Source organism: Streptomyces sp. NPDC001194 (genome assembly GCF_042896985.1).
Taxonomy (GTDB): Bacteria; Actinomycetota; Actinomycetes; order Streptomycetales; family Streptomycetaceae; genus Streptomyces.
The window spans coordinates 1-14,233 of record NZ_JBIAXU010000014.1; the positions used below are offsets into that span (position 1 = coordinate 1).

At 76.5% G+C, this 14,233-nt stretch carries 13 protein-coding genes; 7 read left to right on the forward strand and 6 right to left on the reverse strand.

Annotation, left to right across the window (positions count from 1 at the left end; translation table 11 throughout):
* Nucleotides 1-705 (forward strand): sulfate adenylyltransferase subunit CysD (cysD, locus tag ACFY1T_RS24770; RefSeq protein ID WP_390790102.1); only part of this gene is annotated, 705 nt, incomplete at its 5' end.
* Between the two features lie 2 nt (nucleotides 706-707).
* Nucleotides 708-2,006, forward strand: coding sequence for a sulfate adenylyltransferase subunit 1 (locus tag ACFY1T_RS24775; protein WP_390790103.1), 1,299 nt, complete (start codon nucleotides 708-710; stop codon nucleotides 2,004-2,006).
* Here ACFY1T_RS24775 and ACFY1T_RS24780 read toward each other — a convergent pair.
* From ACFY1T_RS24780 to ACFY1T_RS24795, 4 genes are read right to left on the reverse strand one after another with little or no spacing between them, the layout of a single operon-like run.
* The gene (locus tag ACFY1T_RS24780) at nucleotides 1,987-2,820 is read right to left on the reverse strand and encodes a thioesterase II family protein (RefSeq protein WP_390790104.1); all 834 of its coding nucleotides are present in this window, start codon (nucleotides 2,818-2,820) and stop codon (nucleotides 1,987-1,989) included. The two genes, ACFY1T_RS24775 and ACFY1T_RS24780, sit on opposite strands and share 20 nt — an antisense overlap.
* The gene (locus ACFY1T_RS24785; protein ID WP_390790105.1) at nucleotides 2,817-3,191 is read right to left on the reverse strand and encodes a VOC family protein; all 375 of its coding nucleotides are present in this window, start codon (nucleotides 3,189-3,191) and stop codon (nucleotides 2,817-2,819) included. The genes ACFY1T_RS24780 and ACFY1T_RS24785 overlap by 4 nt, the downstream gene beginning before the upstream one ends.
* Nucleotides 3,192-3,248: 57 nt before the next feature.
* Nucleotides 3,249-5,978, reverse strand: a complete 2,730-nt coding sequence (locus ACFY1T_RS24790; RefSeq protein ID WP_390790106.1) for a LuxR C-terminal-related transcriptional regulator — start codon at nucleotides 5,976-5,978, stop codon at nucleotides 3,249-3,251.
* On the reverse strand, nucleotides 5,975-6,211 hold the full coding sequence (locus ACFY1T_RS24795; protein WP_030869819.1) for an MbtH family NRPS accessory protein: 237 nt from the start codon (nucleotides 6,209-6,211) through the stop codon (nucleotides 5,975-5,977). The genes ACFY1T_RS24790 and ACFY1T_RS24795 overlap by 4 nt, the downstream gene beginning before the upstream one ends.
* A gap of 386 nt (nucleotides 6,212-6,597) precedes the next feature.
* Between ACFY1T_RS24795 and ACFY1T_RS24800 the strand changes: the two genes are divergently transcribed.
* The 3 genes from ACFY1T_RS24800 to ACFY1T_RS24810 all read left to right on the forward strand — a co-directional run bounded on the left by ACFY1T_RS24800 (nucleotide 6,598) and on the right by ACFY1T_RS24810 (nucleotide 11,768).
* On the forward strand, nucleotides 6,598-9,759 hold the full coding sequence (locus ACFY1T_RS24800) for a BTAD domain-containing putative transcriptional regulator (protein WP_390790107.1): 3,162 nt from the start codon (nucleotides 6,598-6,600) through the stop codon (nucleotides 9,757-9,759).
* A 268-nt stretch (nucleotides 9,760-10,027) separates the two neighbouring features.
* Nucleotides 10,028-11,230, forward strand: a complete 1,203-nt coding sequence (locus ACFY1T_RS24805; protein ID WP_390790108.1) for an enoyl-[acyl-carrier-protein] reductase FabV — start codon at nucleotides 10,028-10,030, stop codon at nucleotides 11,228-11,230.
* Nucleotides 11,231-11,345: 115 nt separating this feature from the next.
* The gene (locus ACFY1T_RS24810) at nucleotides 11,346-11,768 is read left to right on the forward strand and encodes a hypothetical protein (protein ID WP_390790109.1); all 423 of its coding nucleotides are present in this window, start codon (nucleotides 11,346-11,348) and stop codon (nucleotides 11,766-11,768) included.
* A gap of 27 nt (nucleotides 11,769-11,795) precedes the next feature.
* Here the strand turns inward: ACFY1T_RS24810 and ACFY1T_RS24815 are convergent, their stop codons facing one another.
* Together ACFY1T_RS24815 and ACFY1T_RS24820 are read right to left on the reverse strand one after the other, a co-directional pair.
* Nucleotides 11,796-12,236, reverse strand: a complete 441-nt coding sequence (locus ACFY1T_RS24815; protein WP_390790110.1) for a carboxymuconolactone decarboxylase family protein — start codon at nucleotides 12,234-12,236, stop codon at nucleotides 11,796-11,798.
* Nucleotides 12,233-12,907 carry a class II aldolase/adducin family protein gene (locus ACFY1T_RS24820; RefSeq protein ID WP_390790111.1) on the reverse strand — a complete coding sequence of 225 codons (675 nt, stop codon included), beginning with the start codon at nucleotides 12,905-12,907 and terminating at the stop codon, nucleotides 12,233-12,235. Before ACFY1T_RS24820 ends, ACFY1T_RS24815 begins: the two co-directional genes overlap by 4 nt.
* Before the next feature lie 134 nt (nucleotides 12,908-13,041).
* On the opposite strand from ACFY1T_RS24820, the gene ACFY1T_RS24825 reads away from it, so the two are divergent.
* Together ACFY1T_RS24825 and ACFY1T_RS24830 are read left to right on the forward strand one after the other, a co-directional pair.
* On the forward strand, nucleotides 13,042-13,425 hold the full coding sequence (locus tag ACFY1T_RS24825) for a MerR family transcriptional regulator (protein WP_390790231.1): 384 nt from the start codon (nucleotides 13,042-13,044) through the stop codon (nucleotides 13,423-13,425).
* Between the two features lie 43 nt (nucleotides 13,426-13,468).
* On the forward strand, nucleotides 13,469-14,209 hold the full coding sequence (locus ACFY1T_RS24830; protein ID WP_390790112.1) for an SAM-dependent methyltransferase: 741 nt from the start codon (nucleotides 13,469-13,471) through the stop codon (nucleotides 14,207-14,209).
* Nucleotides 14,210-14,233 lie beyond the last annotated feature (24 nt).

Genomic DNA, 14,233 nt, shown 5'->3' on the forward strand with positions numbered 1-14,233 from the left:
CACAACTTCCCCGAGGTCCTCGACTACCGCGACCGCGCCGTGGCCCGGCACAACCTGCGCCTGCACGTCGCCTCCGTCCAGGAGTACATCGACGCCGGCACACTGCGCGAACGCCCCGACGGAGTCCGCAACCCCCTCCAGACCGTCCCCCTCACCGAAGCGATCCAGCGGCTCGGGTTCGACGCCGTCTTCGGCGGCGGCCGCCGCGACGAGGAGAAGGCCCGCGCCAAGGAACGCGTCTTCTCCCTGCGCGACGAATTCTCCCAGTGGGACCCCCGCCGCCAGCGCCCCGAACTCTGGCAGCTCTACAACGGCCGCCACGCCCCCGGCGAACACGTCCGCGTCTTCCCCCTCTCCAACTGGACCGAACTCGACGTCTGGCAGTACATCGCCCGCGAGAACATCGAACTCCCGGAGATCTACTTCGCCCACGAACGCGAGGTCTTCCAGCGGAGCGGCATGTGGCTCACCGCCGGCGAATGGGGCGGCCCCAAGAACGGCGAGAGCACACAGACGCGCCTCGTCCGCTACCGCACCGTGGGCGACATGTCCTGCACGGGCGCCGTCGACTCCGACGCCGCCACCATCGACCAGGTCATCACCGAGATCGCCGCCTCCCGGCTCACCGAGCGGGGCGCGACCCGCGCCGACGACAAGATGTCCGAGGCCGCGATGGAAGACCGCAAGCGCGAAGGGTACTTCTAGCCATGACCCCCACCACGAACACCGCCCCCGGCGGCACCATCGCCGCCACCTCGCTGCTGCGCTTCGCGACCGCGGGCTCCGTGGACGACGGCAAGTCCACCCTGGTCGGACGGCTGCTCTACGACTCCAAGTCGATCCTCGCCGACCAGCTGGAGGCCGTCGAGCGGGTCTCCGCGAGCCGCGGCCAGGACGCCCCGGACCTCGCGCTGCTCACCGACGGCCTGCGGGCCGAGCGCGAGCAGGGCATCACCATCGACGTCGCCTACCGCTACTTCGCCACCGCCCGGCGCCGGTTCATCCTCGCCGACACCCCCGGCCACGTGCAGTACACCCGCAACATGGTCACCGGGGCGTCGACGGCGGAGCTCGCCGTCGTGCTCGTCGACGCCCGCAACGGGGTGGTCGAGCAGACCCGGCGGCACACGGCGGTCGCGGCCCTGCTGCGGGTCCCGCACCTGGTGCTCGCGGTGAACAAGATGGACCTGGTCGGCTACGACGAGTCCGTCTTCGCCGCCATCGCCGCGGAGTTCGCCGACTACGCCCGCGGGCTCGGCGTCCGGGAGGTGACCGCCGTCCCGGTCTCCGCGCTGGCCGGGGACAACGTGGTCGAGCCCTCCCCGCACATGGACTGGTACGGCGGCCCCACCATCCTGGAGCACCTGGAGACGGTTGCCGTGGACCACGACCCGCAGGCCGCACCGGCCCGGCTCCCGGTGCAGTACGTGATCCGTCCGCAGTCCGCCGAACACCCGGACTACCGCGGCTACGCGGGCCAGATCGCCTCCGGCGTACTGCGCGTCGGGGCCCCGGTGACCGTGCTGCCGTCCCGGCTGACCACCACCATCGAGGCCATCGACACGCTCGGCGGCCCCGCCGAGGCGGCGTGGGCCCCGCAGTCGGTGACGGTGCGGCTGGCGGACGACATCGACGTCTCCCGCGGGGACATGATCGCCCCGGCCGACGGCGCCCCGCCGGTGACCCGCGATCTCGCGGCCACCGTCTGCCACGTCGCGGACCGGCCGCTGCGGGTCGGCGACCGGGTGCTGGTCAAGCACACCACCCGTACGGTCAAGGCTGTCGTGAAGGCGATCCCGTCCCGGCTCGCGCTGGACGACCCGGCGCGCCGCACGGCCGTCGAGGAGCTGCGGGCCAACGACATCGGGCAGGTCGTGGTCCGCACGGCCGAGCCGATCGCGCTCGACGCGTACGCGCGCTCCCGCCGTACCGGATCGTTCCTGCTGATCGACCCGGACGACGGGACCACGCTCACGGCGTGCATGGCTACGGAGCCGGCCTGCTGACCCCGCCGGCCACGCCGTCGTCGCCGTCGCCGTCGCCGAGGGCCGCCGTCACCAGGGCCGTCAGCTGCTCCTCCTGCCCCTGCAGGTAGAAGTGGCCTCCGGTGAACACCCTGCTGGTGAACTGCGCCGTGGTCAGTTCCCCCCAGCTCGCCAGCGCACCGGGCGGGCAGCCCGTGTCCCGGTCGCCGCCGAAGGCGGTGACCGGGACACTCGTGCATGCGGGCTCCTTGACCGGCAGGTAGTCGGTCAGCAGCCGGAAGTCCGCGCGCAGCGAGGGCAGGAGAAGCTCCCGCAGCTCGGGTATCTCGTACACCTCGGGCTCGGCGCCGCCCTGCCGGCGGGTGTACGCGACGAGCGAGGCGTCGTCCAGGGCGGGCAGCTCCTCGCGGTCTCGGTGCGGGGCGGCGGTACCCGAGACGAACAGGTGCACGGGGGCGGCGTGCGGGGCGAGCCGGCCGAGCCGGACCGTGGTCTCGTACGCGACGAGGGCGCCCATGCTGTGGCCGAAGACGACGGTGGGCAGTACGGGCAGTGCGGCGAGGGCCGCGGCGGCCGCGCCGGCGCTCTCCTCCATGGTCTCGCTGCAGGGCTCGGCCAGCCGGTCCTGTCGGCCGGGGTACTGCACGGCGAGCAGTTCGACCGCGGCCGGCAGGTGGCGGGCCCAGCCCTGGTAGGCGCTCGCGCCGCCGCCGGCGTGCGGCAGGCAGACGACGCGGGCGCGGGCGGGCCGCGGGGCCGGGGCTCCGGGGACGGTGAGGCGCTTGAGCCAGCGCGCGGTGTCCGGGCCGGCGGCCGAAGTGGTGTGCGCCGTCACCCGAGTTCCCCGCGCTCCACGCAGAACTCGTTGCCCTCGGGGTCGGCGAGGACGACCCAGCCGCGGCCGTCGGGGCGGGTCCGGTCGGCGACCAGGCGGGCGCCGAGTGCCTGTACGCGGGCCACCTCGTCCGCGCGGGTGCGGCCGTTCGGCTTGAGGTCGAGGTGGATGCGGTTCTTCGCCGCCTTGCCCTCGGGGACCCGTACGAACAGCAGGGTGGGACCGCCCTCCGGGTCCTCGATGACCGCCTCGGGGTCGCCCGGCTTGTCGTCGTCGGCCAACGGGCGGCCCAGCAGGCCGCTCCAGAACAGGCCGAGGTCGTAGGGGTCTCCGGTGCAGTCGAAGGTGATCGTGCGGATGCTCGGGTACATCGTGTTTCTCCGTGGCAGTTGGGGTGGATCGGACGGCCGGACGGTCGCCGGCCGCCCTCAGGATGCCCCGGCGAGGGACTTGGCGCGGGCCCGGGGCCGGGCGACCACCGTGTTCCGGCCGATCATGTTGGCGATCTCCGCCCGTGAGGAGACCTCCAGCTTGGCGAAGATGCGCCCGAGATGGGTCTCGACCGTCTTGTGGCTGACCCCCAGGGTCCGGGCGATCTGCCGGTTGGTGCAGCCCTGGCTGACCAGTTGGGAGATCTCGTACTCGCGCTGGCTGAGCATGTACGCCTCCTCGGCGGGGGCCGCGGACACCGCCGCCTCGGCGGTGGCGGCGGCGACCTCCCGGCCGAGCCGGGCCGCGGAGCAGGCGGTGGCCGTGTACGCGGCGGCCGTCAGGTGGCGGTCGGCCTGCTCCGGCTGGCCGAGCCGCGTCCGGGCCCGGGCGAGGGCCACGCGGGCCCAGCCCTCGTCGGCGGCGTGCCCGCAGGCGGCGGCCGCGGAGAGGGCCTCCTCGGCCGGGGCCAGCGCCTCGGCCGGGCTCTCGGCGACGGCTGCGGCCAGCAGCAGCGCCTGGACGCGGAGCCCCGCGAGGCCGGTCCGCGCGGCGAGTTCGCGGGCCTGGCCGGCGGCGGTCCGGGCCGCGTCACCGCGGCCCACCGCGAGCCGGGCCCCGCACAGGGTCTCGGCGAGCGCGAGCCGCTCGGCGGCGGGCAGCGGGGCGGTCGACGGATCGGCCAGTGCGGCTCCGGCAAGGGTCTCCAGGCTGCCGAGGGCGTCCCCGGCGGCGAGTTCGGCGGCGGCCAGCACCAGCCGGGAGCGGTGCCACCAGGCGCCGTCGGCGGCGGCCAGCGCGCAGGCGGCCCGGGCCACCGCGACGGCCGTCTCGGGGGTGTGGACCTCCAGGGCGACCTGGGCGCGCACGCACAGGGCCAGCGCGCGGGGCTCCTGACCGCCCGCCAGTTCGGAGCACCGTACGGCTTCTTCGGCACGGGCGGCGGCCTGTGGGAAGCGGCCCTGGCGCAGCAGCAGGGCGGCCAGGCCGGCGGCGAGCGCGGTGGCGGCCGGCCACTGGCCGGTGGAGCGGGCGGTGTCGATGCCGCGGGTGAAGTGCCGTACGGCGGGACCGTACTGCTCCAGTTCGGTCTCCAGCCGGGCCAGGCAGTCCAGGGCTCCGAGGCGCAGGGCGAGGGCGCGGTCGGTGAGTGTGTCGGCGATCCGGGCCGCGGCGCGGGCGTCGCGCAGGGCGGCGGAGGCCTCCCCGGCGGCCAGCTGCGCGGTGCCGCGGGCGGCGAGGGCGTGGGCGTGCACGGCCTCGTCGCAGCCGTGCGCGGCGGCCCGTACGGCCTCCTCGGCCCAGGCGGCGGCCTGCGCGGGGTGGTCCTGGCCGGCCGTGGCCGCGAGGGCGGTCCACAGGGCGGCGGCCCGGTGCGGGTCGGCGCCCGCGGGGGCGGCGGCCGGCTCGGCGAGCGCGGCCCGGCGGATCTCGCGGGCCTGCGGGAGGTCCCCGGCCAGTTCGGCGAGGAGGGCGCGCGGTTCGGCGGCGTCGGCGGCCCCGGCGGCGCGGTCGTGGACGTCGAGGAGCTGTTCGCGGTCGGCGAGGGCGGCGCGGGCCAGGTCGCCGCGGCCGCTGCGGACGGCGGCGGCCGCGGCGGCGGCGAGCAGCTCCCGGCGGCGGGCCCGGTGCGCGGGGGCGGCGGGCAGCAGCCGGGCGGCGGCGGTGTACCAGGCGCCGGCCGTGGCGGGTGCCGAGGCGAGCACCTCGTCGGCGGCGGCGGCGAGTTCGGTCGCACCGGACTCGTCGCCGGGCCGGCAGGCCTGTTCGGCGTGGCGGGCGCGGCGGACCGCGGGGCGGCCGTGGGCCCGGTGGTGCGTACGGGCGCGGCGGTGCGCGCCGAGCCGCCAGCCGCCGGGCACGGCGGTGTGCACGAGGCGGGCCAGCAGGGGGTGGCGGAACTCGACGTGGCCGGGGACGGCCGAGGTGCGCAGCACGTCCGCGGCGAGGAGTTCGTCGACGGCGGCGAGGACGGCGGCGCGGTCGAGTTCGGCGACCTCGGCGAGGGCGTCGGGCTCGGCGGGCTCGCCGAGCACGGCGGCGGCGTGCGCGACCAGTCGGGCGTGCGGGCCGAGCGCGGCCACCTCTGCGAGCAGCGGGGCGGCGGCGCGGGCGGCGAAGGGGTGCGTTCCGGGGGCGTCCCCGGGGCAGGTGCCGGGGCCCTCGCAGGAGGCGGCGAGCAGGGCGAGCAGGCGGGGGTTGCCGCCGCTGTCCTGGTGGAGGGTGGCCCGGTGGCGGGCGCACAGGGCGGCCCCGGCGAACTCCTCGGCGCCGGCCCGGTCCAGCGGGGCCAGGTCGAGGTGTTCGGCGTGCAGGCCGGGGCGGGGCGCGGTCAGCGCGGCGAGCAGGGCGGGCGGGCACTGCCGGGGCCGGTGGCCGAGGACGAGCAGGACCCCGTCGCGCGGGGTCTCGAGCAGCCCGGTCAGCGCCTCCCGCGCCGCCTCGTCGCACCGGTGGACGTCGTCGACGATGAGGACGACGGGCGCGGTGGTCGGGGCGGGGAGGGCCGAGAGGGCCTGTGGGAGGGCCTCCGGGTGCGTGGTGCGGACGTGGGCGCCGGCACGGGCGGCCCACGCGGCGATCTCGGTGAGGAGCCGCGTCGTGCCCAGGCCCGGGTCCCCCGCGATGCCGACGAGGGCCGGGCCGTCGCCGAGGGCGGCGAACCGCCGGCGGACGGCCGCGAGCTCCTCCCCACGGCCGATCAGCGGGCGTATCGAGCCTGTGGTCACCGAGGCCCCGCTCCGGCGGCGGCCCCGGCGTCCTGCGCCATGGCCTGACGCAGGCTGAGCGGCCGCATGTCCGTCCACACCTCGTCCACGTGGGCGGCGCAGGCGTCCTTCGTCCCGCTGAACCCGGTGGCGCGCCAGCCCGCGGGGATCTCGCGGAGCTGCGGCCAGACGGAGTACTGCTCCTCGTCGTTGATCACGACGTCGTACCGGCCCTCGTCGTCGTCCTGGAACACGGTCCAACCTCCGGGGATTGCGGCTGATTGCGTTGACGAATGCCCGGTCAGACTGGTTCAGCGGGGCTCGCCGCCACAACGGACGGCCGATGGAGGGTGCCGAACCGGCCCATCAGGAAACCCGATCGGACCCGGTCAGGGCCCGCGTCCGCACCGGTCGCCGCCTCCGCCGCCGTACCCGGCCGCGTCCGCCGCAGCACCTCGCCGCGGCCGTCGCAGCACCCCGCCGCACCCCGCCGCGGCCGGTCGCCGCCTGCCATCGGCACGGCCGATCCCACGCATCGCGAACCCCGCACGGCGGTCCCTGGCAGGGGCCGCCCGGCGGCCCATAGCCTGCCCGCGGCCGCCCATGGACCAACGGGCCGCCGGGAATGGGGGATTCGCAGATGAACATCGGCCTTCTGGGTCCGCTGGAGCTCACACAGGACGGCGTACCGCGCCCCCTCGGCGGACCCCGCCAGCAGATCGTCCTCGCGGTGCTGGCCCTGCACGCGAACCAGGTCGCCCCGCAGGAGCTGCTCGTCGACGCCATCTGGGGCGAGTCCCCGCCGGAGACGGCGCGGACCCAGGTCCAGTCGGCGGTCTCCGCGCTGCGCAAGGTGTGCGCCCGGGCCGGGCGTCCCGACGCGATCGAGACGACCGCGGCCGGCTACCGGCTGCACCTCGCGCAGGAGGACCTGGACGCGCACCGCTTCACCCTGCTGCTCGGGCGGGCCCGCTCGTACGCCGCGGCCGGCGACCGGGCCGGCGCGGCCCGGCACCTGCGCGAGGCACTCGCCCTGTGGCGGGGCCCGGCCCTGCTGGGCCTGGACAGCGATCCGGTGCGCCGGGGGGCGACCCTGCTCGACGAGCAGCGGCTGACCGCCCTGGAGGAACTGGCCCGCCTCGACCTGGCGCTGGGCCGGCACGCCGAGATGACGGGCGAGCTGTTCGCGCTGGCGGCCGCCGAACCGCTGCGCGAGGGGCTGCACGCGAGCCTGATGCTCGCGCTGTACCGCTCGGGCCGGCAGGCGGAGGCCCTGGAGGTGTACCGCAGGCTGCGCTCCGTGTTCGACGCGGAGCTGGGCATCGAGCCGGGCCGCGCCCTGCAGGACCTGGAGGCGGCCGTCCTGAACCGGGACCCCTCCCTCGACGCGGCCGGTGCGGCACCGGTCGGCCCGTCGGGGGGCCCGGCCGTCGCGCAGCCCGCACCGGCTTCGCCCGCGGGCCCCGTACGGCCCGAACAACTGCCGTCCGACCTGCCCGACTTCACGGGCCGCGGGGAGTACCTGGCCGAGCTCACGGAGTTCCTCGCCGGCCCGGACGGGGCTTCCGGACGTACGGGGGAGCCCGTGCGCATCGCCGGGATCTGCGGCAAGGACGGTGTCGGCAAGTCGAGCCTGGCCGTGCACGTGGCGCACCGGCTGCGCGAGCGGTTCCCCGACGGCCGCCTGTACGCCGCCATGGAGGGTCTCGGCGACGGCGACGGCGGCGACGCGTCGGCCGGGGTGCTGGCCGGCTTCCTGCGCGCGCTCGGCGTGCCCGCGCACGCGGTGCCCGAGGGCCGCGGCGAGCGCCGGGCGCTGTACCGGAGCCTGCTGGCGGGGCGGCGGGTGCTGATCGTGCTGGACGACGTGGCCGACGAGGGCACGGTCGGCGAACTCCTGCCGGGGGACGCCTGTTCGGCGGTGGTCGTCACCGGCCGCTACCCGCTGACCGGCCTGCCCGGCATCCGGCAGCTCCGCCTCGACGTCCTCGACGAGGCGCACTCGGTGGAGCTGCTCACCCGGATCGCGGGCGCCGAGCGGATCGCGGGCCAGCTCCCGGCCGCCCTGGAGCTGGCCGAGTTCTGCGGCGGGCTGCCGCTGGCGCTGCGGGTGGTGGGGGCGCGGCTGGCGTGCCGGCCGCACTGGACGCTGGACCGGCTCGTACGGCGCTTCCGCGACGAGGCGGGCCGGCTCGACGAGTTCTCGTACTGCGGGATGGAGCTGCGCTCGCACATCACGCTGGCCTACCGGGCGCTGGATCCAGAGCCGGCCCGGCTGCTGCGGCTGCTGACGCTGCTGGACACGGCCGAGTTCCCGGGCTGGACGGCGGCCGCGCTGCTCGGCACGGATCCGGCCGGGGCGGAGGACGTGGTGGAGGAGCTGGTCCATTCCCAGCTGCTGGACCTCGTGCCCGGCGGCGGGGACGGCGACGGCACGGGCACCGGCACGGGCTCCTGCGCCACGGCCCGCTACCGCTTCCACGGCCTGATCCGCGTCTTCGCCCGCGAGCAGCTGCTGGCGACGGAGAGTGCGCGGGAGTCCGGGGACGCGGTGCGGCGGGTGCTGGAGACCTGGCTGTCGCTGGCCGCGCAGGCCCACCGGCGCGAGCACGGCGGGGACTTCCTCGTCCTGCACGGCGAAACCAGGGCGCCGCTGTACGAGCTGCCCGCCGCCGCGGCGGACGAGATCCTGGCCGCGCCGGGCCGGTGGTGGGAGCGGGAGCACGACGCCCTGGTGGCGGCGGTGCGCCGGGCGGCCGGCTGCGGCCTGCACGAGAGCGCCTGGGACCTGGCGGTGACCTGCGCCGGGCACTTCGAGACCCGCGGGCACACCGAGGACTGGCGCGAGTGCGCCGAACTGGCCCTGGCCGCCTGCGAGGAGGCCGGGGACGCGCGGGGCGCGGCCGCGGCGCGTACGAGTCTGGCCGCGCTGCACCTGTTCCGGCACCGGGCCGCGCAGGCGGGCCCGCTGCTGGCCTCGGCCGCGGAGGCCTTCCGCGTACGGGGCGACCGGCACGGGTCGGCGCTCGTACGGTGGCTCCGCGCGCGCGCCGACGCCGTACGGGGCGACCACGCGGCGGCGGCCGAGGGGCACGCCGCGGCCGCGGTACTGCTGCGGGAGGCCGGGGACCGGGCGGGCGAGGCGCTCGCCCTGGCCGGGGAGGCCGCCGCACGGCTGGAGCAGGACCGGCCCGGGGAGGCGCGGGAACTGCTGACCCGGGCCCTGGGCCTGAGCCGGGAGACGGGCTCGCTGCGGGCCGAGGCGCGGACGGTGCGCGGGCTGGGCGCCCTGTACCTGCACACCGGGGAGGGCGAGCTCGCCGCGCAGGCCTTCAACTGGGCGCTGCGCATGGACCGGGCGGCCCGCGACCGCACCGGCGAGGCGCACACGCTGCTGGGTCTGGGCCTGGTGCACGGGCGCGCGGGTCGCGGCGAGGCCGCCGAGGGGGCGCTGCTGCAGGCGCAGGCCCTGGCCCGGCGAACCGGCGACCGGGCGGCGGAGGGACGGATCGCGCTCGCCCTGGGGCGGGCCGCGCTGGAGGGCGGTGCGCCCGACGCGGCCGTGGCCCATCTGGCGGCGGCGCGGGAGGTGTTCGGCGGCCTGGAGGGCGGCCGGGTGTGGCAGGGCCGTGCGGCCAGCGCGCTCTTCGACGCGTACGCGGCCGTCGGCGACCCGGCGGCGGCCCTGGCGGCGGCCTCGGCGGCCGAGGCGCTGCTGGCGGCCGACCCGGCCCCGGCGGCCGCCCGCCTGCGCTCGGAGCTGGCGGGCAAGCAGCTGCTGGTACGGGGTTCGGCGGGCTGACGGGGGCGCCCCGGCGGCGCCGGGGCGTCAGGGCGGCCGGCGAGGCGGCGTCAATGCCGGACCGCACAATGACCGGCCCCATTCTGCATGACACTCAGTCATGATCCGCTGACGGAACGGTCGATACGATCCCCGGTGACGGGTGTCCCGCTCAGGAGTTCGGCACCGGGAGCCCGTCGTCATCCCGGACGGGGAGACCGGCCGCCTCCACGCGGTCGCGGACCCGCGCGCTCCTCGTCCGCCCCTCCCCGAGCGGAACGGACGCATCGTGAGCCCTCGCCAGATCGAGCCCAAGCAGCGCGGGTTCCTCATCGTCAACTCCCACCCCGAAGGGGCCGCGCAGACCGTACGCCGGACATGGGAGGAGATCCCGGCCCGCGCCGACGGCCGCAAGCCGGTCGCGCTCATCCTGGGACACTCCGCCGGATACGGGCTCGCGACCCTCCTGGCCGGACTGCGCCGGCACGGCATCCGCGGCATCGGCGTCGCCTACGAGGCCGCCGACACCGGGCGCCGCACCGCGACGGCGGGCTGGTACCGCACCGCGACCGCCGCCCGGCTCGCCGCCGAGGACGGTCACGACATCCGCTTCGTGAACGCCGACGCCTTCTCCGCGGACGCCAAGGCGCACGTGGCGGACCTGCTGGAACAGCACTACGGACCCGTCGACCACCTCGTCTACAGCCTCGCCGCGCCCCGCCGCACCGACCCGGCCACCGCTGCCGTCCACCACTCGGTGATCAAGCCCCTCGGCGCCGCCTACGAGGCACCCGCGCTCGACTTCTCCGGCGCCGACCCGAAGGTCACCCGGGCCAGGATCGAACCCGGAACCGAGGACGAGACGCGGGCGACGGTCGCGGTGATGGGGGGCGACGACTGGGCCCTGTGGGTGCGCGCCCTGGCCGCCCGCCGGCTCCTCGCGGACGGGTTCACCACCGTGGCCCTCACCTACGTCGGTTCGGAGGTGACCGCGCCCGTCTACCGGCAGGGAACCATCGGCGCCGCCAAGGAGCACCTGGAACGGACCGCCCACGACCTCAACGCCTCCCCCCTCCTCGAGGAGAAGGACGGCCGGGCCTTCACGGTCGTGGCCGGCGCCGCCGTGACCCAGGCGTCCAGCGCCATCCCCTCCATCGCCCTCTACACCGCCTTCCTGCGCACCGTCCTCGGCGAGCGCGGCTTCCGGTCCACGGCCGAGCAGGCCGTGGACCTGTGGGACCAGCTGGAGGGCCGCACCCCGCTGCTCCTCGACGAGGCGGGGCGGATCCGGCTGGACGGCTGGGAACTCGACGACCGGGTCCAAGGCCGCGTCCGGGAGCTGTGGGCGGATCCCGAGCGCGGGCTCGAGGCGGCCCGGGCCGGTGCGGACTGGTTCATGGGCCAGGTCCGGGAGCTCTACGGCTGGGGCGTCGAGGGCGTGGCCTACGGCCGGCCGGTCGAGACCGACGTGGCCTGGCCCGCCCCGCGGTAGACCGGCCCGGGCGCACGCGGGACCCGGCAACGGCCCGCGGATAGCGGGCGGGTAGCGGGCGGCGGCACGCTGCGGGCACCGGGGCAGGCGGCCCCGCTCGCAGGAAGGCACCCGCATGCCCCGTACCGCCCCGCCGGCCCTCCCGTACGAGGCCGCCCTCCCGCACGAGGCCGCCCTGTCCCACGAGGCCGCCGCACGGCTCTGCGCGGCGGCGGCCCGGACCCTGCTCGTGCCGCGCGTCAGCTCGGCCACCGTGCTGGGCACGGGTGCGGCCGTGGCGGCCCACCTCGCGGCACTGGTGCGCGAGGTGCCCGGCCTGTGCAACATCACGGTCCATCCGGGGCCGGCCCGCTGGCCGCACCCCGGGGACGCCGCCCTGGCCGCGGCGCAGGGCACCGCCCTGACCACGGCCGCCTCCCGCGAACGGGCCCTGCTGGGTGCGGACCTGGTCGTCCTGGCGGGCCCCGCACTCCCCGTCGACCGGTCCCTCCTGGCCCCGTCGGCGGTCGTCATCGAGTCCCCGCCGCCCGGTGCCTGACGGGCGGCCGGCGAGGTCCGCCGTCTCTCACCGCCGGCCGGCGGCGGGAGCCGGGCCCCCGAGCGGCCCGGCCTCTCGGGCGTGGACGAGCTCGAGGACCGTCTCGATGCCGAGCGCGTACGCCGGGACTCCCGCGGTGAGCAGGGAGGTCTCGGCCACGCCGATGAGGTCGGCCACCTCCGCTCCGGCGTGCAGGGCTCCCCGGGCGTGGATCCGCGCCGGGTCGGCCCGGCCGAGGGCGAGGAGCTGCCCGAAGTGGACGAGCTGCTGCACCCGTCCGCCGAGCGCGTTGTCCGTCAGGACGATGTGCCGGAGCTCGGAGACCGCCTCCTCGGTGTGCAGGCGGCCGTGGGTCAGGGCCAGGTCCAGGCGGGCCTCGACGCCGGCCGGGACGGCGCCGAGGGTGGCGCGGTAGCGCTCGCGTACGGCCTCGGCCCGCGGGGCGAGGGTCTCGTCCGGGGTGCTCACGACGCCACCCGCGCGATCGATGCCCGTACGGTCTCCAGCGCGCCCGCGGGGAAGTCCACGGCCCCGCCGATCGCCGCCGCGGCGAGCTCCGCCTCGGCGCTCTCCTCGATGGCCACCACGAGGTGGGCGGTGTCCGCCGGGTCCGGGCCGAACACCAGGAGGCCGTGGTTGGCCAGCAGGACCGCGGCGGTCGTGGGGCTGTGCGTCAGGGCGTCGACGACCCCCCTCACCGACACGTCCGAACCGCGCGGCCCCCACGGCACCACCGGCACGTCCTCGGCCTGGCCGAAGCGCAGCATCGGCTCGGTGCGGCAGGGCAGCGGCCGGTGGGCCACGGCGAAGGCCGTCGCGGAGGGCGAGTGGGTGTGGATGACCGAGCCGACCTGCGGGCGGGCGCGGTAGACGGCGCTGTGCATGGCGATGATCTCCATGCTGACGGACCGCAGTTCCCCTTCGAGGACCTGCCCGTCGAGGCTCACCGTCGCCAGGTCCTCGGCCCGCAGACCGCGGACGAAGCCCGGGGTCAGCATGAAGCGCTCGGCGTCGAGCCGCACGCTCAGGTTGGCGTGGCCGGAATGCGACATCACTCCCGCCTCGAAGAGGCGCCGGGAGGCCTCCACGAGCCGGTGGGCCTCGTCGCGTGTCTCACGTCGTGCGTCTGCCGTGGTCATGGCTGTCCCGTCTGCGAACGTCGCGGCCGGCGGCCCCTGATGGGCCGCCGTCCCGTACGCGGCCCACTCTTCAACTTGAACTAAGGTTCAAGTCAAACGCCCGCGAGGAGAGAGGGAGGCGGCCGGACGTGCGCATGACGATCGGGCAGCTCGCCGGGGCCACCGGGGTACCCGCTTCGGCCATCCGGTACTGGGAGCGCCACGGGCTGCTGCCCCAGCCCGAACGCCAGAGCGGGCAGCGGCGCTATCCGGCGGGGGCCGCGGAGCGGATCGTGCTGCTGCGCAAGTGCCAGCAGGCGGGCCTGACCCTGGCCGAGATCCGCGAACTGCAGCAGGACCGGCCGCGCCGGCAGGCGATGATCCGTACGAAGGTCGCCGAGATCGAGCAGCGCCTGGTCGATCTCGACCACGCGCACCAGCTGCTGACCCACGCCCTCCAGTGCAGCAGGACGGACATCGTCGGCTGCCCGAACTTCCGGGAGCAGATGGCCTCGTGGCGAGCGCCGTCCCCGCCGTGAAATCGAGGTGCACGCCCGGCGTTCCGCTGAGAGGCTGCCCCCAATGAACCGTGAACAGATTTCCGCAATCGCCCACGCCGATCACCCGATCAAGGCCCCGCTCGACGACGCGTCCGTACGCCGGCTGCTGGAGCACGGGCTCCCGCGGGGCGACGAGCGCGTCCTCGACCTCGGGTGCGGCAGCGGGGAGTGGCTGCTGAGGGCGCTGGCAGCGAAGCCGCTCGTACGCGCGGAGGGCGTGGACATCTCCGAGGAGGCCCTGGCGCTCGCCGGGAAGGCGGCGCGCGACCTCGGCGTCGAAGAGCGCCTGACCCTCCACAGGACACCGGCCGAGGACTTCGCCTCCCCGCACCCCTTCGACCTGGTGCTCAGCGTCGGGTCCACGCACGCGTTCGGAGGGCTGCTCCCCACCCTCGCGGCGGCGCGCGAGCACCTGGCCCCCGGCGGCCGCGTCGTCATCGGGGACGGGTTCTGGGAGCGCACGCCGTCTCCGGAAGCCGTCGACATGCTCGGCGACTTCGCCGACCTGGCGACCACCGTGGACCGGATCGCCGCCGACGGGTGGACCCCCGTCGAGGGGCACGTCAGCACGCGCGCCGAGCTGGACGCGTACGAGTGGTCCAACTGGGGTTCGCTCGCGTCGTGGGCCCTGGACCACCCTGGCGATCCGGACAGTTCGCAGGTGCTCGAGACGGCGAACGTCCGCCGCTCCGAATGGCTGCACACCTACCGCGAGACCTGGGGCTTCGTCTCCCTGGTCCTGCGCCGCACGCCCGGCCGCTAGGCCGTCCCGCCTCCTTCGCGGCGC

What these genes read in the sequence shown, in the direction of transcription:
- ACFY1T_RS24775 (WP_390790103.1), top strand. Translation starts at nt 708, where the DNA reads ATGACCCCCACCACGAACACCGCCCCCGGCGGCACCATCGCCGCCACC.
- ACFY1T_RS24785 (WP_390790105.1), bottom strand. Translation starts at nt 3,191, where the DNA reads ATGTACCCGAGCATCCGCACGATCACCTTCGACTGCACCGGAGACCCC.
- ACFY1T_RS24800 (WP_390790107.1), top strand. Translation starts at nt 6,598, where the DNA reads ATGAACATCGGCCTTCTGGGTCCGCTGGAGCTCACACAGGACGGCGTA.
- ACFY1T_RS24810 (WP_390790109.1), top strand. Translation starts at nt 11,346, where the DNA reads ATGCCCCGTACCGCCCCGCCGGCCCTCCCGTACGAGGCCGCCCTCCCG.
- ACFY1T_RS24820 (WP_390790111.1), bottom strand. Translation starts at nt 12,907, where the DNA reads ATGACCACGGCAGACGCACGACGTGAGACACGCGACGAGGCCCACCGG.
- ACFY1T_RS24825 (WP_390790231.1), top strand. Translation starts at nt 13,042, where the DNA reads ATGACGATCGGGCAGCTCGCCGGGGCCACCGGGGTACCCGCTTCGGCC.
- ACFY1T_RS24830 (WP_390790112.1), top strand. Translation starts at nt 13,469, where the DNA reads ATGAACCGTGAACAGATTTCCGCAATCGCCCACGCCGATCACCCGATC.